The sequence below is a fragment of the Novosphingobium arvoryzae genome, from assembly GCF_014652615.1.
Lineage (GTDB): Bacteria > Pseudomonadota > Alphaproteobacteria > Sphingomonadales > Sphingomonadaceae > Novosphingobium > Novosphingobium arvoryzae.
The window spans coordinates 549,303-574,425 of record NZ_BMZD01000002.1 but is presented as its reverse complement, the minus strand read 5'-3'; the positions used below and the strand labels follow the sequence as shown (position 1 = coordinate 574,425).

General features: G+C 66.2%; 28 protein-coding genes. 13 read left to right on the top strand and 15 right to left on the bottom strand.

Annotated elements, in window-relative coordinates:
- Window positions 1–16: 16 nt before the first annotated feature.
- Together IE113_RS06125 and IE113_RS06120 are read right to left on the bottom strand one after the other, a co-directional pair.
- The gene (locus IE113_RS06125) at window positions 17–1,357 is read right to left on the bottom strand and encodes an aldehyde dehydrogenase family protein (RefSeq protein ID WP_189539523.1); all 1,341 of its coding nucleotides are present in this window, start codon (window positions 1,355–1,357) and stop codon (window positions 17–19) included.
- Between the two features lie 41 nt (window positions 1,358–1,398).
- Window positions 1,399–1,911: a winged helix-turn-helix transcriptional regulator gene (locus IE113_RS06120; protein ID WP_189539522.1), complete on the bottom strand. Its 513-nt coding sequence runs from the start codon at window positions 1,909–1,911 to the stop codon at window positions 1,399–1,401.
- Window positions 1,912–2,108: 197 nt separating this feature from the next.
- On the opposite strand from IE113_RS06120, the gene IE113_RS06115 reads away from it, so the two are divergent.
- On the top strand, window positions 2,109–2,453 hold the full coding sequence (locus IE113_RS06115; RefSeq protein WP_189539521.1) for a DUF8200 family protein: 345 nt from the start codon (window positions 2,109–2,111) through the stop codon (window positions 2,451–2,453).
- Between the two features lie 128 nt (window positions 2,454–2,581).
- Here the strand turns inward: IE113_RS06115 and IE113_RS06110 are convergent, their stop codons facing one another.
- The 3 genes from IE113_RS06110 to galE all read right to left on the bottom strand — a co-directional run bounded on the left by IE113_RS06110 (window position 2,582) and on the right by galE (window position 4,581).
- Window positions 2,582–3,205, bottom strand: coding sequence for an HAD family hydrolase (locus tag IE113_RS06110; protein ID WP_189539520.1), 624 nt, complete (start codon window positions 3,203–3,205; stop codon window positions 2,582–2,584).
- Window positions 3,206–3,313: 108 nt separating this feature from the next.
- Window positions 3,314–3,439: a type B 50S ribosomal protein L36 gene (ykgO, locus tag IE113_RS06105; protein ID WP_003046794.1), complete on the bottom strand. Its 126-nt coding sequence runs from the start codon at window positions 3,437–3,439 to the stop codon at window positions 3,314–3,316.
- A gap of 137 nt (window positions 3,440–3,576) precedes the next feature.
- Window positions 3,577–4,581, bottom strand: coding sequence for a UDP-glucose 4-epimerase GalE (galE, locus tag IE113_RS06100; protein WP_189539519.1), 1,005 nt, complete (start codon window positions 4,579–4,581; stop codon window positions 3,577–3,579).
- Window positions 4,582–4,711: 130 nt separating this feature from the next.
- Between galE and IE113_RS06095 the strand changes: the two genes are divergently transcribed.
- From IE113_RS06095 to IE113_RS06085, 3 genes are all read left to right on the top strand, one after another.
- Window positions 4,712–5,380 carry a DUF4136 domain-containing protein gene (locus IE113_RS06095; protein WP_189539518.1) on the top strand — a complete coding sequence of 223 codons (669 nt, stop codon included), beginning with the start codon at window positions 4,712–4,714 and terminating at the stop codon, window positions 5,378–5,380.
- Between the two features lie 70 nt (window positions 5,381–5,450).
- Window positions 5,451–6,044 carry a DUF4136 domain-containing protein gene (locus tag IE113_RS06090; protein ID WP_189539517.1) on the top strand — a complete coding sequence of 198 codons (594 nt, stop codon included), beginning with the start codon at window positions 5,451–5,453 and terminating at the stop codon, window positions 6,042–6,044.
- A complete protein-coding gene (locus tag IE113_RS06085) occupies window positions 6,041–7,183 on the top strand; it encodes a M14 family metallopeptidase (protein WP_189539516.1) in 1,143 nt (380 codons plus the stop codon). The genes IE113_RS06090 and IE113_RS06085 overlap by 4 nt, the downstream gene beginning before the upstream one ends.
- Here the strand turns inward: IE113_RS06085 and IE113_RS06080 are convergent.
- Genes IE113_RS06080 through IE113_RS06070 form a run of 3 tightly spaced genes read right to left on the bottom strand, consistent with a single transcriptional unit; the run spans window position 7,180 to window position 8,833 of the window.
- Entirely contained in the window at window positions 7,180–7,608 is a 429-nt protein-coding gene (locus tag IE113_RS06080; protein WP_189539515.1) for a cytidine deaminase, read from the bottom strand. The two genes, IE113_RS06085 and IE113_RS06080, sit on opposite strands and share 4 nt — an antisense overlap.
- Before the next feature lie 18 nt (window positions 7,609–7,626).
- Window positions 7,627–8,325, bottom strand: a complete 699-nt coding sequence (locus IE113_RS06075; RefSeq protein WP_189539514.1) for a glycoside hydrolase family 25 protein — start codon at window positions 8,323–8,325, stop codon at window positions 7,627–7,629.
- A gap of 25 nt (window positions 8,326–8,350) precedes the next feature.
- On the bottom strand, window positions 8,351–8,833 hold the full coding sequence (locus tag IE113_RS06070) for a UPF0262 family protein (RefSeq protein WP_189539513.1): 483 nt from the start codon (window positions 8,831–8,833) through the stop codon (window positions 8,351–8,353).
- A 153-nt stretch (window positions 8,834–8,986) separates the two neighbouring features.
- Here IE113_RS06070 and IE113_RS06065 point away from each other — a divergent pair, with 153 nt between their 5' ends.
- Both IE113_RS06065 and rpoZ read left to right on the top strand, forming a co-directional pair.
- Window positions 8,987–10,495 (top strand): replicative DNA helicase, encoded by a 1,509-nt coding sequence (locus tag IE113_RS06065; protein ID WP_189539512.1) that lies wholly within the window; start codon window positions 8,987–8,989, stop codon window positions 10,493–10,495.
- Window positions 10,496–10,603: 108 nt separating this feature from the next.
- Window positions 10,604–10,948 (top strand): DNA-directed RNA polymerase subunit omega, encoded by a 345-nt coding sequence (gene rpoZ, locus IE113_RS06060; RefSeq protein WP_189539511.1) that lies wholly within the window; start codon window positions 10,604–10,606, stop codon window positions 10,946–10,948.
- A 69-nt stretch (window positions 10,949–11,017) separates the two neighbouring features.
- Here rpoZ and IE113_RS06055 read toward each other — a convergent pair whose 3' ends face one another.
- A complete protein-coding gene (locus IE113_RS06055) occupies window positions 11,018–11,401 on the bottom strand; it encodes a hypothetical protein (RefSeq protein WP_189539510.1) in 384 nt (127 codons plus the stop codon).
- An 84-nt stretch (window positions 11,402–11,485) separates the two neighbouring features.
- Between IE113_RS06055 and IE113_RS06050 the strand changes: the two genes are divergently transcribed.
- A complete protein-coding gene (locus IE113_RS06050; RefSeq protein WP_189539509.1) occupies window positions 11,486–12,523 on the top strand; it encodes a DUF3667 domain-containing protein in 1,038 nt (345 codons plus the stop codon).
- Window positions 12,524–12,553: 30 nt separating this feature from the next.
- On the opposite strand, the gene ftsH is transcribed toward IE113_RS06050, so the two are convergent.
- The gene (ftsH, locus tag IE113_RS06045; RefSeq protein ID WP_189539508.1) at window positions 12,554–14,482 is read right to left on the bottom strand and encodes an ATP-dependent zinc metalloprotease FtsH; all 1,929 of its coding nucleotides are present in this window, start codon (window positions 14,480–14,482) and stop codon (window positions 12,554–12,556) included.
- A gap of 132 nt (window positions 14,483–14,614) precedes the next feature.
- Here ftsH and IE113_RS06040 point away from each other — a divergent pair, with 132 nt between their 5' ends.
- Window positions 14,615–15,730 (top strand): glycosyltransferase family protein, encoded by a 1,116-nt coding sequence (locus IE113_RS06040; protein ID WP_229822159.1) that lies wholly within the window; start codon window positions 14,615–14,617, stop codon window positions 15,728–15,730.
- Here IE113_RS06040 and IE113_RS06035 read toward each other — a convergent pair whose 3' ends face one another.
- Window positions 15,731–16,129 (bottom strand): hypothetical protein, encoded by a 399-nt coding sequence (locus tag IE113_RS06035; protein WP_189539507.1) that lies wholly within the window; start codon window positions 16,127–16,129, stop codon window positions 15,731–15,733.
- A gap of 109 nt (window positions 16,130–16,238) precedes the next feature.
- Between IE113_RS06035 and IE113_RS06030 the strand changes: the two genes are divergently transcribed.
- Both IE113_RS06030 and dut read left to right on the top strand, forming a co-directional pair.
- The gene (locus tag IE113_RS06030) at window positions 16,239–17,780 is read left to right on the top strand and encodes a bifunctional phosphopantothenoylcysteine decarboxylase/phosphopantothenate synthase (RefSeq protein WP_189539506.1); all 1,542 of its coding nucleotides are present in this window, start codon (window positions 16,239–16,241) and stop codon (window positions 17,778–17,780) included.
- Complete coding sequence (gene dut / locus IE113_RS06025) at window positions 17,743–18,216, top strand: dUTP diphosphatase (protein ID WP_189539505.1); 474 nt, start codon at window positions 17,743–17,745, stop codon at window positions 18,214–18,216. Before IE113_RS06030 ends, dut begins: the two co-directional genes overlap by 38 nt.
- 147 nt (window positions 18,217–18,363) lie before the next feature.
- Here dut and IE113_RS06020 read toward each other — a convergent pair whose 3' ends face one another.
- The 4 genes from IE113_RS06020 to secB all read right to left on the bottom strand — a co-directional run bounded on the left by IE113_RS06020 (window position 18,364) and on the right by secB (window position 22,348).
- Window positions 18,364–19,059, bottom strand: coding sequence for a DUF4136 domain-containing protein (locus IE113_RS06020; RefSeq protein ID WP_189539504.1), 696 nt, complete (start codon window positions 19,057–19,059; stop codon window positions 18,364–18,366).
- Between the two features lie 109 nt (window positions 19,060–19,168).
- Entirely contained in the window at window positions 19,169–20,188 is a 1,020-nt protein-coding gene (trpS, locus tag IE113_RS06015; RefSeq protein WP_189539503.1) for a tryptophan--tRNA ligase, read from the bottom strand.
- 24 nt (window positions 20,189–20,212) lie between these two features.
- Complete coding sequence (murJ, locus tag IE113_RS06010) at window positions 20,213–21,784, bottom strand: murein biosynthesis integral membrane protein MurJ (RefSeq protein ID WP_189539502.1); 1,572 nt, start codon at window positions 21,782–21,784, stop codon at window positions 20,213–20,215.
- Window positions 21,785–21,820: 36 nt separating this feature from the next.
- Complete coding sequence (gene secB / locus IE113_RS06005) at window positions 21,821–22,348, bottom strand: protein-export chaperone SecB (RefSeq protein ID WP_189539501.1); 528 nt, start codon at window positions 22,346–22,348, stop codon at window positions 21,821–21,823.
- A gap of 278 nt (window positions 22,349–22,626) precedes the next feature.
- On the opposite strand from secB, the gene IE113_RS06000 reads away from it, so the two are divergent.
- From IE113_RS06000 to IE113_RS05990, 3 genes are read left to right on the top strand one after another with little or no spacing between them, the layout of a single operon-like run.
- A complete protein-coding gene (locus tag IE113_RS06000; RefSeq protein WP_189539679.1) occupies window positions 22,627–23,271 on the top strand; it encodes a Tim44/TimA family putative adaptor protein in 645 nt (214 codons plus the stop codon).
- Window positions 23,272–23,278: 7 nt separating this feature from the next.
- Window positions 23,279–24,505 carry a murein transglycosylase A gene (gene mltA, locus IE113_RS05995; protein WP_189539500.1) on the top strand — a complete coding sequence of 409 codons (1,227 nt, stop codon included), beginning with the start codon at window positions 23,279–23,281 and terminating at the stop codon, window positions 24,503–24,505.
- Complete coding sequence (locus IE113_RS05990; protein WP_189539499.1) at window positions 24,505–25,086, top strand: Smr/MutS family protein; 582 nt, start codon at window positions 24,505–24,507, stop codon at window positions 25,084–25,086. Before mltA ends, IE113_RS05990 begins: the two co-directional genes overlap by 1 nt.
- The last annotated feature ends 37 nt before the right edge of the window (window positions 25,087–25,123 follow it).

The window sequence follows — 25,123 nt, the reverse complement described above, 5'->3', positions numbered from 1 at the left end:
TTTAGGGTTTGCGCCCTTACTGGTGGCGATAGATCGCGCGTTCGTGGCTGAAGGCCTTGAATCCGAAATAGCCGTGATAGCTGCCCATGCCGCTCTGGTTCACGCCGCCGAAGGGCAGGTTGTTTTCAAGGTAATGGCTGAACACGCCGTTGACCGTGACCCCGCCCGATGACGTGCGGCTGAGCACTTTCTGGATGTTCGCTTCGTCCGGGCTGTAGATGTAGAGCGCCAGCGGCTTGTCGCGTGCGGCGATGTAATCGATCACCTGGTCCAGCTTGTCATAGGTCATTACCGGCAGGACGGGGGCGAAGATCTCGTCCTGCAGGATCTTCATCTGCGGGGTGACGTTCGTCAGCATGGTGGGGTGAATGGTCAGGTCGCTGGCATCCAGCGTGCCGCCGACCGCCACGGTCGCGCCTTGTTCCACGGCATCGTCGAACATGGTCTTCACCCGGTTGAAGTTGGCCGCGTTGACGATCTGGGCGATGCTCTCCTTGCGGATCTGCCCGGCGTCGTCATACAGGTTCTTCGCCACGTTCGCGCGGAAGCCCTCGACCAGCCGGTCCTGCTGATCTTCCTTCACGAAGACATAGTCCGGGCAGATGCAGGCCTGCCCGCCGTTGAACTGCTTGGCCCCGGCGAGATCGGCGGCGATCTTGTCGATATCGGCGCCGTCGTCGATGATTACCGGCGACTTGCCGCCCAGTTCCAGCGTCACGCTGGCCAGGTGCTTTGCCGCGGCCGCCATCACGATCTTGCCGACGCGGGTGCTGCCGGTGAAGAAGATGTGGTGGAACGGCAGTTCAAGCAGCGCGGTGGCCACGCCGACATCGCCTTCGAACAGGGCGACTTCGTTCTCCTCGAACGCCTCGCGGATGATGACGCCCGCGATCCGCGCGGTGGCGGGGCACAGGTCGGTCAGCTTGACCATGCAGCAGTTGCCCGCCGCGACGGCCGCTGCGACCGGGCCGAGCGTGAGGCCAAGCGGAAAGTTCCACGGCCCCAGGATCAGGCACACCCCGCGCGCTTCATACAGGATCTGCGCGCGGTCATTGGGATTCATCGAAGGCGTGACTTCGGTCGGGGCCATCCAGGCATCGAGATTGTCGATGTTGCGCTGGATATTGCCGATGATGTTCAGCACTTCGGTTACGCGGATTTCGGCTTCGGGCTTGCGCGTGTCTTCCAGCACGGCGGCAACGATCTCGTCGGCATGGGCCTCGACCGCGGCTTTCAGCCGGGCCAGCTTGGCCTTGCGCTGCTCGGCAGTGGAGGCCTTCACCGTCCACTGGTGATCCTGTTGCAGCGCGAAAACGCGGGCGAGCTCGGCGGGCGAGGGGGACGGGGCGCTGGTCATGGGGAGGACTGCCTGTGGTCGTTGCTTGGAAACGGGGGCGGTTACAGCACGTTCAGCCGGGGACGAACCGCGTCATCTTCCGGTGCGTGCAGCGCTTTGCCGATGTCGGCGCGGTTGCGCCATTCCAGCTCGACGGGGGCCAGCGGGCGGCCATCGTGGGCGTGAATGGCGATCGGGGCAATCGGCTGGCCATCGCGGGTGTCGCACAGCACGGGGTTGGCCGGAACGCCGACGCCATACTTCTCGCCCCACTGGCGCAGTGCCAGCATCGCGGGCAGCAGGTCCAGCCCCTTGGCGGTCAGGCGGTATTCGATCTTGCGGCGATCATCGGGCATGTGCTCACGCTTCATGATCCCATGTTCGACCAGCCGTGCCAGCCGGTTGGACAGGATGTTGCGGGCAATGCCCAGCTCCCCCAGGAACTCCTCGAAATGATGGAGGCCATTGAACGCCGCGCGCAGGATCATGAACGACCAGCGTTCTCCCATGACTTCCAGCGCGGAGGGCAATCCGCAGCTCTGGATTTCGTCAAGCGGTTCGCGAAGCATACCCATCAGTCGAATGTCCCCAATCCCTGAATCGAAGCCTATCGCAATCGGGCTTCGGATGTGACAAAAAAATCTTTGCTGCAATGCACCGTTTCAGGTTGCAACTTAATACCTATCGCACTATCTGGCCCTCAGCAACGCAAATCGGCACCCTCCCTCCCAGGCGCTTCGGTCCCTGCGTTCGGCAACGAAAGGGAAGTATCATGACCACTGTTTTCCAGCGTCCGCTTGCGCGCACCCTGTTTGTCGGTGCGCTGGCCATCGTCGGCACCATCGGTTCGTTCACCGCCACCACCACTCCCGCGCTGGCCCAGTCGGCCCGCTACACCGCCGTGCTCGCCACCGCGCTGGAAGCTCCGGCGAAGAAGGTGGTGAATGGCGCCGCGTGGACCTGCACCGGCACCAGCTGCACCGGTTCGAGCGACGGTTCCGCGCCTGCGCGCACCTGCGCGCGCGTGGTCAAGGCCTTTGGCCCCGTCACCAGCTTCGCCACCCCGAAGGGCGAATTGAGCGCCGACCAGCTCGCGCGCTGCAACGGCGCTGCCTGACGCCAAGTCTCTCAGGCACTCCTTATAACAGCCCCCTGAAAAGGCCCTCGTCTTCGGACGAGGGCCTTTTTTTGTGCGCTGTGCCGTCCCGCTGCCCTGCCAAATGGGGGGGGCAGATGCAGGTCCGGTCAGATCAGGGCGCGCGCCTTGAGTTCCGCCTCAAGCCCGGCCGCGTCGATGAAATGGTGGGCGTGCCAGCCCGATTCGCGCGCCGCACGGACATTGGCTTCGCTGTCGTCGATGAACAGCATCCGCTGTGGCGCATGGCCGAACCGGCTTGCCGCCAGCGCATAGATCGCCGGATCCGGCTTGGCGAGGCGTTCCACGCCAGACACCACCACATCCAGAAACCAGTCGGCCAGCGGGAAGTGCGGGCGGAAGCCGGCCCAGGTGTCGGCACCGAAATTGGTGATGGCGTAAAGCGGCACGCCGCGTGCGTGCAGCGCCTCGACCAGTTCGGGGCTGCCGGGGACCAGGCCGGGGATCGTCTCGTTGAACCGGCCGAACCAGTCGGCGATCAGCGGGGCATACTCGGGGAACAGTGCGCTGCGTTCCGCGATCAGCTCTGCCGCGGGGCGGCCCGCGTCATGTTCCGCGTGCCATTCCAGCGGGATCACCGTGTCCATGAACCAGTCCAGCTGCGCCGGATCGGCAAAGTGGTTCACATAGGGCAGGTGCCGTTCCCAGCGCACCAGCACTTTGCCGACATCGAACACCACAGCATCGATCGGTGCATCGAATCGCGTAGTCATGGCAGCGGCTCCGCAGGGATAAAACAGCTTCGGCCCGCTCCCCGGTGGTGGAGGCGGGCCGTTAAGGGTGACGGCCCGGCAGTGCCGGGCCAGCCAAACGCCGGGTGATTAGCCCTGGCGCGCCTTGAAGCGACGGTTGGTCTTGTTGATCACATAGGTCCGGCCACGGCGGCGGATCACGCGGTTGTCCCGGTGGCGGTCCTTGAGCGACTTCAGGCTGTTGCGAATCTTCATGATATCCTCGTGCGGCGGCAGGCCGCTGAAATTGGAGACCGGGCCGTTAAGGGTGAGTCCCGGCCAAGTCAAGGCAGTAGTCGCTTGTTTGGTGAGGTCGGGCGGGGGAGCGGGATGGCACAGCAAGCCAGTTCTGCTTACTCTCCCCGGATCTCGCCCAGTTTGCGTTCCCATGACAGGGCGTGGCGCACGATCAGGTCGAGGTCCGCGAACTTCGGTACCCAGGGCAGGGTCGCCTTGATCCGGCGATTGTCCGAAATCAGCGAATCGGGATCGCCCGCGCGGCGGGGGGACAGGGTGCGCACGATCTTGTTGTTGGTCACGCGGTCCACCGCATCGAGCACTTCCAGCACCGAATAGCCCTGACCATAGCCGCAGTTCATGGTCAACGAATCGGCCGGGTGGGCGATCAGGTGCTCCAGCGCAAGTACGTGGGCATTGGCGAGGTCGCTGACGTGGATGTAATCGCGCACGCCCGTGCCGTCAGGCGTGTCGAAATCAGTTCCGAACACTTCCACGCCCGCGCGCTTGCCCAGCGCGGCTTCGCCCGCAACCTTGATCAGGTGCGTGGCTCCGGCGGTCGATTGCCCGGTGCGGCCCTGCGGATCGGCCCCGGCCACGTTGAAATAGCGCAGCGCGCAGAAATTCATGGGATGCGCGGCCGCCGTGTCGCGCAGCATGAATTCGGTCATCAGCTTGGACATCCCATAGGGATTGATCGGGCGCTGGGGGGTGTCCTCGGTCACGGGGGAGACTTCGGGTATGCCATAAGTCGCGGCGGTGGAACTGAAGATGAAGTGCGGCACGCCCGCGGCCACGGCGGCGGCGATCAGGGCGCGGGTCTTGGCGGTGTTGTTGTGGTAATACTTCAGCGGATCGGACACCGATTCCGGCACCACCACCGATCCGGCAAAATGCATCACCGCGCGGATGCCCTGTTCGGCAAAGATCCGGGCGAGCAGATCGCCGTCCTCGATATCGCCCTGATAGAACGGCACGCCTTCGGGCACGGCCCAGCGAAAACCGGTGACGAGATTGTCGATCACGGCCACCGGCCAGCCGGCATCCTGAAGGGCGAGGACCGCGTGGCTGCCGATATAGCCGGCGCCTCCGGTGACGAGCACGGGGAGTTTGGTTGTCATGTCGATCAGGGTGTTAGCATCGCTGGATGATAAAGTGGATAACGTGAAATCGAATTTCCTGCCCGTTCAGGTCCGTGCAAAGCGGGAACGCCTAGCGGGACGGCCACCATCCTTTTCCCCGGAGACCTTCATGCCCCTGCCGCGCACCCTGGCCGTCCTGTCCGTCCTCGCGCTGGCCGCTCCGGCGCAGGCCCAGCCGGGGGTATGGGGGGGGCGCGGGTGGACCACCGCGCCGGGCGGTTATGCCCGCAGCGCACGCGCCGCATCCTCCAGCCGCGAAGGCAAAGTGCAGGTTGCCCGCTTCGTGACGGAAGATCCGGCGCTCGCGGCGGCACTGGGCAAAGGCACGGTCAGCGTGGTCGAGGCAGCGGCGACCAGTCCGGTCGATGCCCGCGAAATGGCGACCTTTCAGGCGGCGGTGATCGATGCGCTGGCCGGGGCGGGTTATCAGACGGCCACGCCGGACGGCGCCCATGTGGCCGAAGTGCGGGTGCTTCATTCCATTGCTGAACCGCAGGAAGCGCCCCGCAAGCCAGTCAGCGGCGAAATGGCCGTGGGCGTGTCGAATCGCGGATCGATGATGGGGCTGGGGATCAATATCGACCTGACCAAGCCCAAGGGCGCATTGGTTTCCACCCGGCTGGAAGCCCGGATCAAGGACCGCGCCAGCGGGGCGGTGCTGTGGGAAGGCCGGGCCGACATCCTGACCCGGCAGGGCGATGCCCGCTGGAACGATCAGAAGATTGCCGATCGCCTCGCTGCTGCACTGTTCGAAGGCTTCCCCGCCGCCGGCACCTGACGGTGCTTGCATCGGGCGCGGTGCGGTCGCACAATCGTTGCATAAGTCCCTGCTTGAGAGGTCGCCCGCGATGAAGTCGCTGAAATTCGCCGCATTGTGCCTCGCACTGGTTCCGCTGGCAGGTTGCGTTGCGCCGACCGGCCCGGTGGAAGTGACGCGCTTTCACGTGCCGGACGTGTCGGCGCTGGGCAAGGGGACGATTTCGGTCGAACCGGCACCCGGAATGGATGGCGCGTCGATCGAATGGCGCACCTATCAGATGGCGGTGCAACGCCAGTTGACGTTGATCGGCTACACCGAGGCCGCCGCCGGGGCGGGCGGGCAAGTGGCCGAACTGCGCTTTGCGCGCGGCACCTATCAGCCGGAACGCGCGGGCAGCCCGGTCAGCGTGGGGGTGGGCGGATCGACCGGCAGCTATGGTTCCGGCCTAGGCGTCGGGATCGGCATCAACCTGTCACCCAAACCCGCCGCGCAAGTCGAGACGACGCTGGGCGTGATCATCAAGGACCGGGCCAGCGGGCAGGCGCTGTGGGAAGGGCGGGCCAGCTTCGCGGTCCGCGCCTCCTCTCCGCTGGCCGATACCACGCTGGGGGCGGGCAAGATGGCCGAAGCGCTGTTCAAGGGCTTTCCGGGACAATCGGGTGAGACTATCGAGGTGCCATGAGCACCACCCCCATCCAGATCGACGCCGCGTTTGACAGCGGCAATATCGAAGTCCTGTCCATCGCTGGCGCCACCGCCCGGCTGGCGATCCGCAAGGATGCGCATTCCGACTTCTACCAGTGGTTCCACTTCCGCGTCGCCCGTGCGCAGGGCCGGGAACTGACGCTGAAGATCACCGGTCTTGCCGGATCGGCCTATCCCGATGGCTGGCCCGGCTATCGCGCGGCGGTGAGCGAGGACCGCGATTTCTGGGGCCGCGCCGACAGCAGCTATGACGCGGGCGAGGATGGCGGCACGCTGACCATCCGTTACCGCCCCGACGGCAACCTGGCCTGGTTCGCCTATTTCGCGCCCTATTCGATGGAGCGCCACCACGATCTGGTCGCCGCGATGGCCGAGGCGGACGGGGTCGATTACCGCGTGCTGGGCTATAGCCTGGAAGGGCAGGCGATCGATTGCCTGGAACTGGGCGAGGGTCCGAAGCAGGTCTGGCTCTATGCCCGCCAGCACCCCGGCGAATCGATGGCCGAATGGTGGATGGAGGGCGCGCTGGAATGCCTGACCGATCCGGCCGACCCGATTGCGCGGCGGCTGCGGCAACTCTGCCGGTTCCACATCGTGCCCAACGCCAATCCCGACGGGTCGTGCCGTGGGCATCTGCGCACCAACGCGGCGGGCATGAACCTGAACCGCGAATGGGCCGAGCCGAGCGCGGACAAGTCGCCCGAAGTGCTGGCGATCCGGAATGCGATGGACGCCAGCGGCGTCGATTTTGCAATGGACGTCCACGGCGACGAGGCGATCCCCCACGTCTTCCTGGCGGGGTTCGAAGGCATCCCGTCGTGGACGGAAGTCCAGCAGGGCGGATTTGACCGCTACAAGGCGATCCTCAAGCGGCGCACCCCCGATTTCCAGACCCGTCACGGCTACCCGGTCGCGGGCAAGGGCCGTGCCAATCTGGCCATGTCGACCAACCAGGTGGCCGAGCGGTTCGGCTGCACCGCGATGACGCTGGAAATGCCGTTCAAGGACAACGACGACCTGCCGTGCCCCGCGCAGGGCTGGTCGCCGGAACGCAGCAAACTGCTGGGCCGCGATTGCCTGGGCGCGCTGCTGGAGTGGCTGGAGGGCGCAGCCTAGGCCAGGCTATCCGGCCCGAAGGCGTGGGGCAGCAATTCTGACAAGCGCAGTTCCAAGACCTCGTCCTGGCCCACGCACCATACCGTGGGATCACTCGCGCCCAGCGCGGCCACTTCGTTGAGCATCTGGCGGCAGCGCCCGCAGGGGGTGACGGGGGCGCCTGCGCCCACTCCACCTGCCTTGCCGCCGATCACCGCGACAGCTTCCAGCGCGCCGCGCCAGTCCTCAGACAGCGCCTTGCCCACCGCGACCGTTTCCGCACACAGCGTCAGGCCATAGCTGGCGTTTTCGACGTTCGCGCCGGTCACCACCGAGCCATCGGCAAAGCTCAGCGCCGCGCCGACGTGGAAGTTGGAATAGGGCGCGTAGGCGGAAGTGGCAGCCGCACGGGCGGCGGCGATCAGGGTGTCGCGGTCAATCGTCATGCACGCATCCTAACCGCTTCAGGGCTGGACGACCACCCAGCGCACCGGAGATGCCCCGGCCTCGTTTGCCAGCGCGCTGTTGGCGGTCCACAGCATCCACGGACGGCCCGCATAGTCCGGCTGGAAGCGGTCGCGCACCAGCCACAGGTTGCGGTCGATCGCGGCTGCCACGCCATAGCGCTGCTGGAATGCACGCGACACTTTCAGGATCGATGGCTTGCCGGTGTGCGTCTCGATCTGGTTGATGAACGTGGTGAGCTCGCTCTGCACGGCGGCATCGCTGACCTTGACCGGGCAATCGTCGGCCAGCATGTCGAGGTCGATTGCCGGGGGCAGCATCTTGCCATCGCGCGGCACCACGGTGACGAAATTGCCGGCCTGCTTTTCGGCGGGCTGGCACGGATCATAGCGGTGCACCGCACCAACCTGCAGCCTGGCCGCGCGTGCGTCTTCCAGATTCTTTACGAACGCCCCGTCGCGGGCAAAGGCGCTGGCCGAGGCATCGAGATAGGCAAAGTCGGCACCGATGGCTTTCAGTGCGGCCCAATCCACCGCGCCGTCTTCCGCGCCGATTTCCACGCCCTGCATCGGGAAGGCGGCGCGCGGGGGCACCCAGTGGTGCAGGTCCCACCAGGCCCAGCCGCCGCCGATCAGGGCGATCAGCAGCCCCGCGCCGAGCAGGCGCAGCCGCCAGCGACTGGAAGATTTGCGTGCCATGATGCGTGTGTCGACCCTGTAACTTCTAACCCCTGATATGCAGCACGCAGATCAGGGTAAAGAGCCGCCGGGCGGTCGGAAAGTCAGTTTCCACTTTTCCTTCAAGGCGTTCCAGCAGCATTTCCGCCGCTTCGTTATGAACGCCGCGCCGGGCCATGTCGATTGTCTCGATCTCGGCGGCGCTCGCCTTGCGGATCGCCTGGTAATAGCTGTCGCAGATGGCAAAGTATTCGCGGATGTGGCGGCGGAATCGGCCCAGCGCCAGGATCAGCGATTCCAGCAGCGAGCCATCCTCGGCGCTGATGTCCAGCACCAGTCGCCCCTCGTTCACCGACAGACGCAGCCGGTATGGCCCTTCGTGCCCGGCGTTCCAGGCGCGCAGGGGCTTGAACGTGTTCTCCTCGATCAGGTCGAAGATCGCGATCCGGCGTTCCTGTTCGATATCGGCGTTGCGCCACAGAATCGTCGCCTCATCCAGCGCGATGTCGATGATCCGTGCGTCTGCCATCCTGCGCGCGCTTTTCGCAGATGCAAAATGCTGCGGCAAGGGGGGGAATGGCGGGCCGGCGGCAGGGCGGCGGACAATTTGCACACCCTGTGCAAAACTCATCCCCGCGCGGAACCTTGAACCGCACCGGGACCGCGCGCAAAGAAGGCCGGCATGTCTGAACTCGATCTCATCACCCGACCGACCGAAACCGCCGCCCGCGCGCTGCCGAGCAACGTGGAGGCCGAGGCCGCGTTCCTTGGCGCGGCGCTGATCGACAACCGCGTGATCGAGGAGCTGGTCACGCCGCTGCGGCCGGACCATTTCTTCGAGCCGGTGCATGGCCGCATCTACGAGCGCATCCTGCAACTGCTGGACCGCAAGGCCGTGGTCACGCCGGTCACGCTGAAACCCTATTTCGAAGCGGATGAGGCGCTCAAGGAACTGGGCGGCGCATCCTATCTGGCGCGGCTGACGGCGGATGGGCAGGGGCTGCTCGCCCCGCGCGAACTGGCCGAGCAAATTTACGATCTGGCGCTGCTGCGCGAACTGGTCGCGGTGGGCCGCAACCTGGTCAACTCCGCGCTGGATACGTCCGAAAGCGTGGAGCCGATGGAGCAGATCTCCATTGCCGAAGCCGCGCTCTACAAGGTGGCCGAAGGCGCATCGACCGGCAGTGAGGCGCAAGGGTTTGCCACCGCGACCCGCACCGCGCTGGGGATGATCGAAAAGGCGCTGCTGTCTGGCGGCCACGTGTCCGGCACGACCACGGGCCTGACATCGGTCAACGAGAAGGTCGGCGGACTGCACGATTCCGACCTTATCATCCTGGCCGGGCGACCGGGCATGGGCAAGACTTCGCTCGCCACCAACATCGCCTTCAACGCGGCCGACCGGCTGCGGCGTGACATTGCCGACGGGATCGACCCGGCCAAGTCAGTCGGCGCCGCCACCGCGTTCTTCAGCTTGGAAATGAGCGCGGACCAGCTGGCCACGCGTATCCTGGCCGAACAGTCCGGCATCAGCAGTGAAGCCCTGCGCATGGGCAAGATCAGCCGCGAGGATTTCCAGCAGCTGTCCTATGCCAGCCAGCGTCTGGCCGAGCTGCCGCTGTATATCGACGATACGCCGGGCCTGACCATCGCCGCGCTGCGCACCCGCGCGCGGCGCCTGAAGCGGCGGCACGACATCGGGTTGGTGGTGATCGACTATCTCCAGCTGCTGCAGGGGTCGGGCCGCGCCACCGACAACCGCGTGAACGAAATTTCGGAGATCAGCCGCGGCCTGAAAACGCTGGCAAAGGAACTGTCCGTCCCGGTGATCGCGCTGTCGCAGCTCAGCCGTGCGGTCGAACAGCGCGAGGACAAGCGCCCGATGCTGTCCGACTTGCGCGAATCCGGCTCGATCGAACAGGACGCGGACATGGTCTGGTTCGTGTTCCGCGAGGATTACTACGTCGCCGCGCGCGAACCGAAAGTGCCCGAAGGGTCGGACGACGCCAAGATCCACGAGGCTCACGCCGCCTGGCAGGCGGAAATGGAGCGCGTGTTCGGGACGGCCGAGCTGATCGTGGCCAAGCAACGTCACGGTGCGACCGGCAAGGTTCGCCTGCGCTTCGAATCGCGCATCACCCGGTTCAGCGATCTGGCCGATGATTCGATGGCTGCCTATGCCGATGACTGATCTTAAAAACTGTTTTATAGCAGTTGTTTATGCGAATTTTTCTTGACTTGCGAATCGGCGGGCGTGTAGCAGCCGGACTTTCCCGGATTTCATGGACTGGAGTGCCCGATGGCGCGCGTTACCGTTGAAGATTGCGTCGACAAGATCCCGAACCGTTTCGACCTGGTGCTGCTTGCCGCGCAGCGCGCGCGCGAGATTTCGGGCGGCGCGGAACTGACGATTGACCGTGACCGCGACAAGAACCCGGTTGTGGCCCTGCGCGAAATCGCGGAACAGACCGTGCGTCCGGCCAACCTCAAGGAATCGGTGATCACCTCGCTTCAGCGCGTGCTGCCCGATGATGATGATGAAGTCGATGACATCGGCTCGCTCAGCCAGTCGGCGGAAGCGCTGCGGATCACCGCGGCCGCGCCGGTGCGCAACACCTCGATCGGCGGCGATTACGACGGCTGATCCGTCCCGGTCGTTACCTGACGACACGGCCCGCTTCCCATTGGGGAGGCGGGCCGTTTCAGTTGGGGCTCAGCGGCAGGGATACGTCTTGATGAAATAGTCCGCCATGGCGGTTTTCATCGTCGTGCCGCCGCGCGCCGGGGCGGGATAGGCGCGCAAGTGCGCCAGCAACTGGTCGGACGACATTCGCGCCTTGCCGCCGGGAGGCGGGCAACTGCTGGGCCGGCCCGCCGCGCGTTCTGCGGCAAGCCGCGCGCGATAGGCCGCGCCGGCGGCTTCGCCTTCGGACTTCAGCACTTTCATATCGCCTGAAAACAGCGCGGCAGGGCCTTTGGCGCGCAGCGCGTCTGCCTTGGCCAGGAACGTCGCAACGCTCATTTCGCCGGGGTTGGCCAGGGCCGGGGCGGCGGCCAGCAACAGGCTGCCCCCGATGATGGCGGTAATCGACTTCATGCACTTCTCCCGTTTTATCAGGCCGATGGCTTGACCCGGCCCGGCTGACAACAGCATGAACCGGTTTCTGGCTGGGGGAATAGCATGGACTCGGACGGCGGCGAAATCGTTGGGGATATCGCGCAAGGCGCCTTGATTGCGCGGGCGGTGGAACCGGATCACGGCCGGGCGGATGGCCCCGCCCATGGATCCGCCTGCCTGAATTGCGGCACCGCGCTGCTTGGCAGCCATTGCCACGCCTGCGGTCAGGCCGCGCACGTTCACCGCACACTGGGGGCGTTCTTTCACGATCTGATGCACGGCGTGTTCCACTTCGAAGGCAAAATCTGGCGGACCCTGCCGCTGCTGGCTTGGAACCCCGGACGGCTGACCCGCGAATACATCGATGGCCGCCGTGCCAGCTATGTCAGCCCGATCGCGCTGTTCCTGTTCAGCGTGTTCCTGATGTTCGCCGTGGTCAAACAGGTTGCGGGCGGACTGGACCCGAACGAAGCCCTGCAGGTGGACGGCGACGTCCCTGTCGCAATCAGCCAGCTGGAAGGGACGCTGCGCCAGCAGGAAACCCGGCGCGCCGAACTGGTGCGCCAGGGCCGCTCGACCGCTGGGCTGGACGAGGAACTGGCGAAGAACCGGCAGGCGCTGGAACTGCTGCGCGGGATCAAGGATGGCACTCCGCCCGAATTCGAAAACGCCAGCGACATTCCCGCGCTGGATCAGGCGATCAAGGCGATGCGTGACAATCCGGGGCTGGTGACCTTCCAGCTGCAAACCAACGCCTACAAATACAGCTGGGCACTGATCCCGATTTCCGTGCCGTTCGTGTGGCTGCTGTTCCCGTTCAGCCGCCGGTTCTACCTCTACGATCACACGGTGTTCGTGACCTATTCGCTCAGCTTCATGTCGCTGCTGGCCGTGGTGCTGACACTGGCCAATGCGGCGGGGGCGCCGCTGGTGGTGATGGCAGCGCTGCTGTTGCCGCCCTGGCACATGTACCGGCAACTGCGCGGCACTTATGGGCTGAGCCGGTTCGGGGCAATCTGGCGCACCTGGGCAATGCTGTTCATCGCCACCACGGTGCTGATGCTGTTCGCGATGCTGATCCTGGCCCAATCCGGCGGCTAAGCCAGACCGGGCCAGTCAGAAGGCGTAAGTTCAGGCGCCCTGCGGCGCTTCGGTAAAGCGGCGGCCGGCCTTGGGAATGGCCGAACCCTGCACCGGGGCCGGGCGGGCCGGGCCGCTCGGCTTGTCGGGACGGTCGATCTTGCCGGTTTCCAGCAGTTCCTTGATCTCGTCCCCGGTCAGCGTTTCGTATTCCAGCAGTGCCTGGGCGAGCAGGTGCAGCTTGTCTTCGTTGGTCTTGAGTATGTCGGTCGCGCGCTTGTGTGCGCCATCGACCAGGCCGCGGATTTCGCTGTCGATCAGCTTGTTCGTCTCGTCAGAGGCGAACGTGCGCTGCGACCCGCCCATGCCAAGGTAGCCTTCCTGCTGGTCCTCGTACTGGAGCGGCCCCAGCTTGTCCGACATGCCCCACTTGGTGACCATGCTGCGGGCCAGGCCGGTGGCGTACTGGATGTCGGACGAGGCGCCGGACGAGACTTTGTCATAGCCGAAGATCAGTTCCTCGGCCACGCGGCCGCCCATGCTGACCGACAAGTTGGCGTGCATCTTGTCGCGGTGATAGGAATAGCTGTCGCGTTCCGGCAGGCGCATCACCATGCCCAGCGCGCGGCCGCGCGGGATGATCGTGGCCTTGTGGATCGGATCGCTGGCCGGCTCGTTGACCGAGACGATCGCATGGCCTGCCTCGTGATAGGCGATCATCTTCTTCTCGTCCTCGGTCATAACCATGCTGCGGCGTTCCGCGCCCATCATGACCTTGTCCTTGGCGTCCTCGAATTCCTGCATGGCGACCAGCCGCTTGTTGCGGCGGGCGGCGAGCAGGGCGGCCTCGTTGACCAGATTGGCGAGGTCTGCACCGGAAAAGCCCGGCGTGCCGCGCGCGATCACGCGCGGGTTGACGTCGGGGGCCAGCGGCACCTTCTTCATGTGGACCGAGAGGATCTTCTCGCGGCCCTCGATGTCGGGGATCGGAACCACGACCTGCCGGTCGAACCGGCCGGGGCGCAGCAGCGCCGGGTCCAGCACGTCGGGGCGGTTGGTCGCGGCGATGATGATGATGCCTTCGTTCGCCTCGAACCCGTCCATCTCGACCAGCAGCTGGTTGAGCGTCTGTTCGCGTTCGTCGTTCGAATTGCCCAAGCCATGCCCGCGATGCCGGCCGACGGCGTCGATTTCGTCGATGAAGACGATGCACGGCGCGTTCTTCTTGGCCTGTTCGAACATGTCGCGGACGCGCGATGCGCCGACGCCGACGAACATTTCGACGAAGTCCGAACCCGAAATGGTGAAGAACGGCACGCCCGCTTCACCCGCGATGGCGCGGGCCAGCAGGGTCTTGCCGGTGCCGGGCGAGCCGACCAGCAGCGCGCCCTTGGGGATCTGGCCGCCCAGCTTGGAGAAGCGCTGCGGATCGCGCAGGAACTCGACGATTTCCTCCAGTTCCTCGCGCGCCTCGTCGATGCCTGCCACGTCGTCGAACGTGACGCGGCCCTGGCGTTCGGTCAGCAGCTTGGCCTTGGACTTGCCAAAGCCCATCGCGCCGCCGCCGCCGCCCTTCTGCACCTGCTTCAGCGCAAAGAACGCGACGCCCAGGATCAGCAGGAACGGCAGCGACTGGACCAGGATGTAGAGCAGCAGGTTGGGTTCTTCCTGCGCCTTGCCTTCATACTTGACGCCGCTGTCCTGCAGCAGCGGCTGCAGCGTGGCATCGTTCGGCACGGGCACGGTGGTGAACGCATCGCCGTTCTTGAACTTGCCGGTAATGCGGGTTTCGCTGATCTGGACCGATGCCACTGCCCCTTCGGACACGCGATTGCGGAACTCGGAATAGCCGATCGCGCTGCCCGCCGGTTCGCTCCGCGCGTTCATCATCGATACCACCAGCAGCAATGCCATGATGATGCCGCCCCAGATCAGCAGGCTCTTCATCATCGGATTGCCGTTCGGCTGTTCCTCATTCATCGCAAAAAGTCCTTTCGCCGCCAATGTAGGACGGCATGGCTGAATCGCAAGCTAACGCCGCAATAGTTGCGATGGCTTGCACCACGGCGCGGGCCAATGCACAAGCTGGCCTCAAGACCTTGGGGGAACTTGATGAACCAGACCCGTGCCGCGCTGGCCGAAGACCGTTTTGCCAGCTGGCCGCGCCTGCCCGCGCGGCTGGCATTGCTGGCGTTTGCGCTGCTGCTGATCGCTTCCGCCCTGGTGCCGATCACGGTGGGCAAGCAGGATATCGTCACCAAGGATTTCGTCGAGAACCTGGCCGGCACCGAAGTGCCGGGGGCAGAACGTCCGCGCGATGACGATCTGGCGCTGTATGACACCGTGATCGAACGCATCGGCAAGGGCGAGAATTACTATACCGTTGCGGCCGAGGAGCATCGCCGCTCGGACTATCCGGTTACCCCCGGTTGGGCGGTGCGGCCGCCCACGCTGGCCTATCTGGCGATGTGGCTGGGGCCGGTCGGGCAGATGGTGGCGGCGATTGTGCTGATGCTGGCCGTGCTGAAGGCCTGGTGGGACCGGCTGGCCGAGGAGGCGGGCGATCCGCGCACCCGCCGGATCGGGCTGGCGCTGTTGTTCTTTGGCGCGTCGCTGGGGCTCAATCGCTATTACTTCGTGCTGCACGAATTGTGGGCCGGGATGCTGATCGCGCTGGCGTTCGGCCTCCACCGGCCGGGACGGAAATGGGGCGCGGCGCTGGCGGTGACCGCGCTGGCGCTGGCGATCCGCGAACACGTGTTCCCGTTCGTGCTGCTGCTGGCCGCCATGGCGGCATGGCGGCGCGACTGGAAGGAAACCGCGGCGTGGGGGCTGCTGGCGGCGGCGTTCGTGGCGCTGATCATGGTCCATCACCACTACACCGCGCTGCAAGTGCTGCCGAGCGACCGGCCGTCGCCCGAATGGCTGCAGATGCGCGGCCTGTCCGGGTGGCTGTCCAACGTCGCGCTGTCCAGCAACCTGCGATTCTTCCCGCACTGGATCGCGGGGCCGCTGATCGTGCTGGCCCTGCTGGGCTGGGCCGGGTGGCGCACGGCAGCGGGTGCGTTCGGGACGCTGCTCTATCTGGGATACGGGCTGGCGTTCATGCTCGCCGGACGACCGGATAATTTCTACTGGGGGGCGGTCGTGGCCCCGGTCATGTTCCTGGGGCTGGCCTTTGCCCCGCGCGCGCTGGCATCGCTCTGGCGCGGGGCAAAATCAGCCTGATCAGTTCGCGATTTCGCTGATCTTGTGGTGCGGCAGCACGCGCCAGGCTGCGATGGCCAGCACCACTTGCAGCGCCTCGACCGCCATCGGCATGGCAAAACCGGGGGCCGTGCCATCCAGTGCGGCGCTGATCGCGCGGCCGGTGAAGGCGATGCCGAACAGCAGTGCCGGCACCAGCAACAGGTCGCCATTGCGCCGCCAGCCGCCCCACAGCTGGCATCCGCCCGCCACCAGGAAGAACGCGGTCATGTCGGCGCGCAGCACCGCCAGGCCGCCGGGGCCGACCGGTGACAGGTTGAATGCCGCGCCCAGCCGCGCCGGATCGAGCAGAAAGCTGACCCCCAGGAACAGGTTGAACAGCCCCGCCAGAAACAGCACGGCGGTCAGGATGATGCGCATTTTCCGGTAACTCCCCCTGTTAACGCGACCTTGACCACTGTGGCGCAGGGAAATGCGGAAAGCAAAGCCTGTTGCGCGAAAGGGTGCGGCATTGCACAAGCGGTCCACCATGAGGAAACCCCGGATACTCCTGATCGTCGGCGGCGGCATTGCGGCCTACAAGTCGTGCGAACTGGTCCGCCTGATCCGCAAGAATGGCGCGGAGGTAACCTGCGTGCTGACGGAAGGGGGCGCACAGTTCGTCACCGCGATGACGTTGGCGGCGCTGAGCGAGAACCCGGTGCACACGACCTTGTGGGATCTGACCGCCGAGGTCGAGATGGGCCACATCCAGCTTTCCCGTCAGGCCGATCTGGTGGTGGTCTGCCCCGCCACCGCCAACCTGCTGGCCAAGATGGCGGCGGGCATCGCCGACGATCTGGCGGCCACGCTGCTGCTGGCGACCGACAAGCCAGTGCTGGCCGTGCCGGCCATGAACGTGCGGATGTGGCTGCACGCCGCGACCCAGCGCAACGTCGCAACGCTGGTCGCCAGCGGCGTGACGGTGCTCGATCCGGATGAAGGCATGATGGCCTGCGGGGAATTCGGCCCCGGCCGTCTGCCCGAACCCGATGCCGTCTGGCACGCGATTGCCGCGATGCTGGGGCTGATGGAAACGCCGGTTGGACCGGTTGCCGACGCTCACGATCTGGGCGGCCTGTCGGCCAGCCTGATTTCGCGCAGCACGGTCAGCTCGGCCGTGTTTGGCAAGGATCTGCCCGATCTGCCGCCGTTGCCGGAATTGCCGGCCCCCGCCCCCGCCGAGCCGGGCCTGCTGCTGTCCAAGAAGGGCAATGCCAAGGCCGCGCCGCCGACCGATGCGGAAGCGATCAATCACCTCGTGTCCGGCCAGTCGGAGCCGGAGCCCCTGCCAGAACTGCTCGGCGAGCAACTGGCCGACGATCCGTTGACCTTTCAGCCCGATTTCGAGGAAGACCCGCCGCACCGGCCGCTGTTTGGCAAGCATGTGCTGATTACCGCGGGCCCGACGCACGAGCCGATCGATCCGGTGCGCTACATTGCCAACCGCTCGTCCGGCAAACAGGGCTTTGCGATTGCCGCCGCTGCCGCGCAGCTGGGCGCGCGGGTGACGCTGGTGTCAGGCCCGGTCACTTTGCCGACCCCGGTGGGGGTCGACCGCGTGGACGTGGAAACCGCGCGCGACATGGCCGAGGCGGTCAAGCGCACGCTGCCGGTGGACGTCGCGATCATGGTCGCGGCCGTGGCGGATTGGCGCACGCAGGACGTGGCAGCGGAGAAGATGAAGAAGCGCGGTTCCGCTCCGCCCGCGCTGCGGCTGACCGAGAACCCGGATATCCTGGCGATGGTCTCGGTCAGCGACAAGCGACCGAAGCTGGTGGTCGGCTTTGCCGCCGAAACCGAAAAGGTGATCCAGCACGCCACCGAAAAGCGCCAGCGCAAGGGTGCGGACTGGATCGTTGCGAACGATGTGTCGGGCGATGTGATGGGCGGGAACATCAACGCCGTGCATATCGTCACCGCGCAGGGTGTCGAAAGCCTGCCCGAAATGCCAAAGGACGACGTCGCCCGCGCGCTTGTCGAAAGGATCGCCGATGCACTCGTCCCCCCTGCCAGTTCCGATCCCCGTTAAGCGTCTGCCGCATGGCGAAGGGCTGGACCTCCCGGCTTATGCCACGGCGGGGGCGGCGGGCATGGACGTCGTTTCGGCCGAGGACGTGACGATCGCCCCCGGCGCGCGCTACGCGGTCGCCACCGGCCTCGCGCTGGCGATTCCCGCCGGATACGAAATCCAGGTCCGCCCGCGTTCCGGCCTCGCGCTGAAGCACGGCATCACGGTGCCCAACACCCCCGGCACGATCGACAGCGATTATCGCGGCGAGCTGAAAGTCATCCTGATCAACCACGGCGCGGATGCGTTCGAAATCCGCCGGGGTGACCGCGTGGCGCAGCTGGTGTTGGCCCCGGTGACGCAAGGCAGCTGGCTGGAAGTCAGCGAACTCGATGAAACCGCGCGCGGCGAGGGCGGGTTCGGTTCGACCGGCGGCGTGGTCGCGCTGGGGAACTGAAGGGTTTCGGTGATGCGCTATGCGCGTCCGCGAACAGCAAAGGAAGGCCCGGATGGGCCGACCGCACCTGACACGTGACTTCCACGCTCCACGAAAAAGGGCGGGACCGTTGCCGACCCCGCCCTTTCACTCTCGGTGGTGTGCCGATCAGTTGCCCCGCTTTTTCTCCGGAGCGACAGAAATCCGCACGGTTTCCCCGGAATTACCCGGGAAATCGGTAAACATCGCCTCGACCAGGTTGGGCACCAGGTGCTGGAGGCGGTTCGAGGTCGAGACCGCTTCGGCCTTGCCTTCGAACAGGCGCTGGCCATCGGCCTTGCGATCGATCTTCAGCGATATGCCGCTGGTATAGACGGTATAGCTTTCCACTCCGTTATCGAACCACGGATCGTACCAGCCATAACCCCACGCGCCGTACCGGGCATAGCCGAAGGGCCGGTAATAGCCGCGCCGCCCGCCCCAGTAGCCCATGCGGGGCGAATACCATGAGCCCCAGTAGGGATCGGCAAAACCGGTCGAGCGCACGCGCTCGCGGCCCTTGTCCACGCCGTAATCGAACCGCACGATCAGCGTGGCGTCCGCTGCGCTTGCCGCCGGGGCATAGCCCAGCTGCGCCATGCGCGCTTCGACCAGGCGGGCGTATTGCGAAAACTCCAGCCCGCCCGCCAGCGCCGGATCATCGGCGATCACGGCAAAGGTTTGTCCCTGCGGCGCTGGCAACTGGCTGGCAAAACGCGAGACATCGGCATTGAACGGCGTTGCGCAAGCCGCCAGCGTGGCCAGCATCAGCGGCGCGAGCAGGGCCTTCAACCAGCCAAGCGGTGAAGTGCTAAAGTGCGACATGGACCCGTTATCTCCCAAGCTTGCCCCAGCGCGATTCGCGCGAAGCAGGCGGAACGTTAGCAGTCTGGCAGGCGTAGACCAGCGTGCCTGAATGGCGATTGAATGCGCGTCAGCCGCGCACCAGCCCCAGCGCATCGTAGGTTGCGGCCAGCGTCGGTGCGGCCAGCGCGCGGGCGCGTTCGGCGCCCTGGCGCAGGATCGCATCGAGCGCGGCGCGGTCCTGCCGCAGTTCGACGAAGCGGGCGTTGATCGGCGCCAGCTTGTCCACCAGCAATTCTCCCAAGGCCGGCTTGAACGCGCCAAAACCCTTACCGCCGAAATCGGCCAGCACCGCGTCCACGTTGCACCCCGCCATCGCGGCATAGATGCCCACCAGGTTCGCCGCTTCCGGCCGGCCGTCCAGCCCGCCCTTGTCGCCGGGCAGCGGCTCGGGGTCGGTCTTGGCCTTCTTCACCTTGGTCATGATGGTGTCGGCATCGTCGGTCAGGTTGATGCGGCTCATGTCCGAAGGGTCGGACTTCGACATCTTGCCGCTGCCGTCGCGCAGGCTCATCACCCGCGCCGCTTCGGGCGGGATGATCGGTTCGGGCAGGGTGAACACCGGGGCGTCTTCCGTGGCGAAGTCATTGTTGAACTTCTGCGCGATGTCGCGCGCCAGTTCGAGGTGCTGCTTCTGGTCCTCGCCCACCGGCACGTGGGTCGCCTGATAGAGCAGCACGTCGGCGGCCTGCAGCACCGGATAGGTGAACAGCGCCACGCTGGCCCCTTCGCGGTTCTTGCCGGCCTTGTCCTTCCACTGGGTCATGCGGTTCAGCCAGCCCATCCGCGCGGTGCCGTTTAGCAGCCATTGCAGCTCTGCGTGGGCGGGAACCTGGGTCTGGTTGAACAGGATCGACTTGTCCGGGTCGATCCCGCACGCGACCAGCGCGGCAACCATCTCACGGGTGTTCGCGGCAAGGTCGGCGGGGACGTGGGGCATCGAAATGGCATGCAGATCGGCCAGGAAATACAGGCTCTGCCCACCGCTGGCGGCCACTTCGTCCTGCATCTTCACCCAGTTGCGGATCGCGCCCAGGTAGTTGCCGAGGTGAAGGTTGCCCGTGGGCTGGATGCCGGAAACGATACGCATGGGAATTCCTACAAGTTGTCCTGATCAGGCCTTGCGACGCCGCAACTGGCCGATGGTCGCGCGATTGACCACTCCGAAGGCAATCGCAAGTCCGAAGAACACGATCATGCCCGCCAGCACCAGCCCGGCGATGGACGTGATGCGTTCGAGCACGCCGCCAACGTACCAGTCGGTGCCGAGCGGGACGAGCCACCACAGCACGCCGCCCATGGCCGCCGATGCCAGCACGATACGGGCAATCCGCCAGGCGACCTGCCCGGTCAGGTGAAAATGCCCTTTCCAAGCCAGGATGGCATAGAGCATCGCGCAGTTGGTCCACGCGGCGAGCGAACCGGCGAGCGCCAGGCCTTCCACGCCCAGACGCGGGACGAGCAGCAGGTTGAGCACGACGTTGAGCGTCAGCGAGATCGCAGCGGTATAGACCGGGGTCTTGGTATCGCGCCGGGCGAAGAAGCCGGGGGTCAGCACTTTGACCAGCACATAGGCGGGCAGGCCGACCACCAGCATGGCGACGACCGATCCGGTGGCGATGCTGTCCGCGGCGGTATAGGCCCCGCCGGTATAGAACGCGCGGGTGATCGCGGTGCCGGTGACATAGAGTGCAACGGCCGCGGGCAGGGTCAGCAGCAGGGCCAGTTCCACCGCGTTGCTTTGCAGGCGGAAGGCCTCGCCGTCCTCGGACTGGGCGATATAGCGCGATAGCGCAGGCAGGATCGCCGTGCCCAGCGCGATGCCGATGATCCCCAGCGGCAACTGGTTGAGCCGGTCGGCCATCGCCAGGAACGTGATGCTCTTGTCCGGCAGGCCCGACAGGAAGAACAGGTCGATGAACCGGCTGATCTGATAGACGCCCGCGCCCAGCACGGCGGGCAGGATCAGGCGGCCCAGCGCGCCGACTTCCGGCGTCAGGCGCGGGCGGCGCAGCTTCAAGTGAAAGCCGCACTTGCGCGCCCAGAACCACAGCCACAGGAATTGCAGCAGGCCGGACAGCGATACCGATACCGCCAGGAACAGCCCGGTCTGGTGCTTCGCGGCCTCCCCTTCGCCCAGCATCGCCCCACCGACTAGCGCGGCGACGAGGCAGAGGTTGAGGATGATCGGTGCGGCCGCCGCCGCCGCAAAGCGCGACATCGAATTGAGGATCGCGGCAAGCAGGGTCGCCAGGCTCATGAACGCCAGATAGGGGAACGCGATCCGGGCCATGGCCACGCCAAGATCGAACCGCGCGCCATCCGCCGCTAGCGCATCGCTGGCGAACAGGCCCATGACCCAGGGCATCGCGATCAGGGAAAGGCCGGAAAAGCCCAGCAGGATCGGCACCAGCACTGCCAGCACATCATTGGCAAAGCGAAAGGCGTCGTCGTTGCCGTCCTTGCCCCCGACCCGCTGGTTGAACAGCGGGACGAAGGCAGAGGCAAAGGCCCCTTCGGCGAACAGGCGGCGAAAGATGTTGGGCAACTGGAAGGCCAGCTGCCAGGCGTCGGCCACGCCGCCCGCGCCCAGCACCCGCGCCAGCAGCATGTCGCGGGCGAACCCGAATATGCGGCTGATCGCGGTGAGGCCGCCGATCGTGCTGACGTTCTTGATCAGGCTCATGCGCGGTTCAGTCCTGCGCGCGGCCCGGCCGGGCGCTTACGCGTTGCCGGCGGGCGCGCCACCAGCGGCTTCGGCTTCGGCTTGCTGCGCGGCGAGCTGCTGCAGGTAGATGCCGTTGAAGTCGATCGGTTCGAGCAGCAGCGGCGGGAAACCGGCATCGCGCACGGCATCCGAAATCACGCGGCGGGCGAACGGGAACAGGATGCGCGGCGCTTCGGCATAAGTGAACGCGTGCATCTGCGCTTCGTCGAGGTTGCGCATGCCGACCAGCCCGCAATAGGCCAGGTCGATGATGAACGCGGTGCCGGCCTGCGCGCGCGACTTGATCGCGATCTTCAGTTCGATCTCGCTCACTTCCTCGCTCAGCTGGCGGGCGCCGATATTGAACTGCACGTCGATTTCCGGCGCGTCGGTCCACTGGAAGCTGTCGGGCGCGTTCGGGTTCTCGACCGAGAGGTCCTTGACGTACTGCGAAATGATCCCGGCGGCCGGCAGCGTGTCTGCGCCGTTCGGCACGGGGGCGCCCAGGCCCATGTCGGTGATGATGCTGCCTTCGTCGGCCATTTGGTCGTTCCCGTTTTCGATCAGGTGAAAAGGATTGGGTTAAGCGAGTTGCCGGCGCGCCTAGCACCGGGCGCGGCGGGCGGCAAGGCTGGCCGCGTGGCGGCACGGCGCGGTGCAGGGAAAACGTCACACCCCGGCGCAAAAATCGCACGGAAAATGCACAGTGCGCGTTGTTCATCTGTCATTGCTCCCTATTTGGTCATAGAGTGGGTTATTGGCCGCATTCGCGCGGCAGGGACTGGAAAGTGGATAGCACTGTGGAGATCGTGATCCTGGCCATGGTTGCGGCCTTTCTTGGGCTGCGGCTCTATTCCGTGCTGGGCCGTCGGGCTGAGCATGAGGAGGAACCGATTCAGGGCCGGTTCGAGGACAAGGGCGCTGCCCCCGCACGTCCCCGCGCCGCCGATCCGGCGGACCGCACCGTCACCGCGCTGCAACCGCAGCCGCGCGTACTGATCCCCGGCGTTGCCCCGGCGATCGAACGCGGCATCCGCGAAATCGCGGCCGCAGACCGCAAGTTCGATGTGGCGGCATTTCTGGGCGGGGCGCGGGGCGCCTATCGCATGGTTCTGGAAGCGTTCTGGGCCGGTGACAAGGAAGCGCTGTCGCAGCTGTGCGATAGCGATGTCTATGCCGGGTTCGCCGCCGCGATCGATGCCCGCGCAGTCGCTGGCGAAACGCTGGACAACCGGCTGGTGCGGATCGAGGACGCCGTGATTGTCGCGGCCAGCTTTGACGCCCCGGTCGCGCGCATCACCGTGCGCTTCACCGCAGACATTGCCGCCGTGACCCGCAACAGCGACGGGGCAGTGATCGCCGGATCACTCGACGACGCGGTCGAGGCACGCGACATGTGGACTTTCACCCGCAACGTCAACGCTGCCGGGCCGGACTGGCTGCTCGACGAAACCGACGAGGGCTGAGCGGGAAATGGCCGGACGGGTGCCGCGCGCGCGGCTTCGCAATGCGGCCGCCCTTGCCTTGCTGACCGTGCTGGCGGCTTGCGGGCGGATCATTCCGCCCGGACAGCCGCCGGTGCCGCCGCTTGCACAGCCGGCCGCTCCGCCGGTTGCCAACGCCTTGCTCGCCGGGGTTGCCGCCGGTCCTGCCGTGACCGACCTCGGGCTGGCGCGCCACGATGCGCTCGGCGCCCTGCAATCCTTCCGCGAGAGCTGCCCGCGCCTGACCGCCCGCTCGGATTCATCCGGCCTCACGCGCCCGGCCGATTGGGTGCCGGCCTGCACCGCCGCCGCCAAGTGGCCGGAAGCGGAGCCGGAGAGCTTTTTCCATACCTATTTCGAAACGGTCCGGGTCGGCGATGGCCGCAGTCTCGTGACCGGTTACTACGAGCCGGAAATTGCCGGGACGCGCACGCGCCAGCCGGGCTTTGATGTGCCGGTCTACCGCGTCCCGCCCGATCTGGTCCGTGCCAGGGTGGGGGATGCTGCTCCCAATCCCGATGGCTCGCAGCCGCTGGGCCGCTATGACGAGAGCGGGCGGTTCGTGCCCTATTTCGATCGCGGGCAGATCTATGACGGCGCGCTGGCCGGCAAGGGGCTGGAGATCGGCTGGGCGGCCGATCCGGTGGAGATGTTCTTCCTCCAGATCCAGGGCTCTGGGCGGCTCCGCGCGCCAGACGGCACGGTCATGCGGATCGGGTTCGCCGGTCAGAACGGCCATGCCTATACCGGGATTGGCGGGCTGATGCGCGAACGCGGCCTGCTGGGCAGCGGACCGGGGCAATACTCCGGATCGATGCAGGGCATCATGCAATACGTGCGGGAAAATCCGGAAGCCGGCAAAGCGCTGATGCGTGAGAACCGCAGCTTCGTGTTTTTCCGCGAACTGACCGGAGACGGCCCGCTGGGGGCGCTCAATGTGCCGGTGCGCGGGCGCAGCAGTGCTGCGGCAGATCCGGCTTTCGTGCCGCTGGGCGCCCCGGTCTGGCTGGATGTGGATCGCGCGGAAGCCAATGGCCTGTGGATCGCGCAGGATACGGGCGGGGCGATCAAGGGGCCGAACCGGATCGACAGCTTCTGGGGCGCGGGCGATGAGGCGCGGGTGATTGCCGGCGGGATGAGTGGTCGGGGCAATGCCCTGCTGCTGCTGCCGCGCGGCACGCTGGCGCGGATCGGCACTGTGGCCGGCAGCAAGTAATGCGGCCTCCGCGCGGGCTCTCGCCGCAGGAGGCGGAACTGTGGGCGCGCGTGGCTGCCACGGTGAAACCGCTGCGACCATCCACGCCCGTTTCGGCCACGAGCGCGCCCGCGCCGGTGGCCGCCGCCGCGCCGCCGCCTCCTGGCAAGCGCCCGCCACGCCTGATCGAGCCCAAGGCATCTCTGCCGCCTGAGCGTGCGGTCCCGGCGTCGCGGCCGGTCCGCCCGCTGGATCGGCACGGGCTGGACGGTTCGTGGGAGAAGAAGCTGGCCCGTGCAGAAGTCCATCCCGACTTCACACTCGACCTGCACGGTCACGGACTCGACGCTGCCCATGCGCGCCTCGATCATGGGCTGACGCAAGCGATTACGCTGGGGGCGCGCGTGGTCTTGCTGATTACCGGCCGGCCGCGCCCGACCGAAGCGGCGGACCGTGGCGAACGGCGCGGCGCGATCCGCGCAAAGGTGCTGGACTGGCTGGCCGCGGGTCCGCACGCCAGCCGGATTGCAGCGGTGCGTCCGGCCCACCGCAAGCACGGCGGCGCCGGGGCGCTCTACATCATCCTGCGTCGTTTGAAGTAAGCGCGGGGCCGTGCGGGCAGGCCAACCGGCCAGCCCG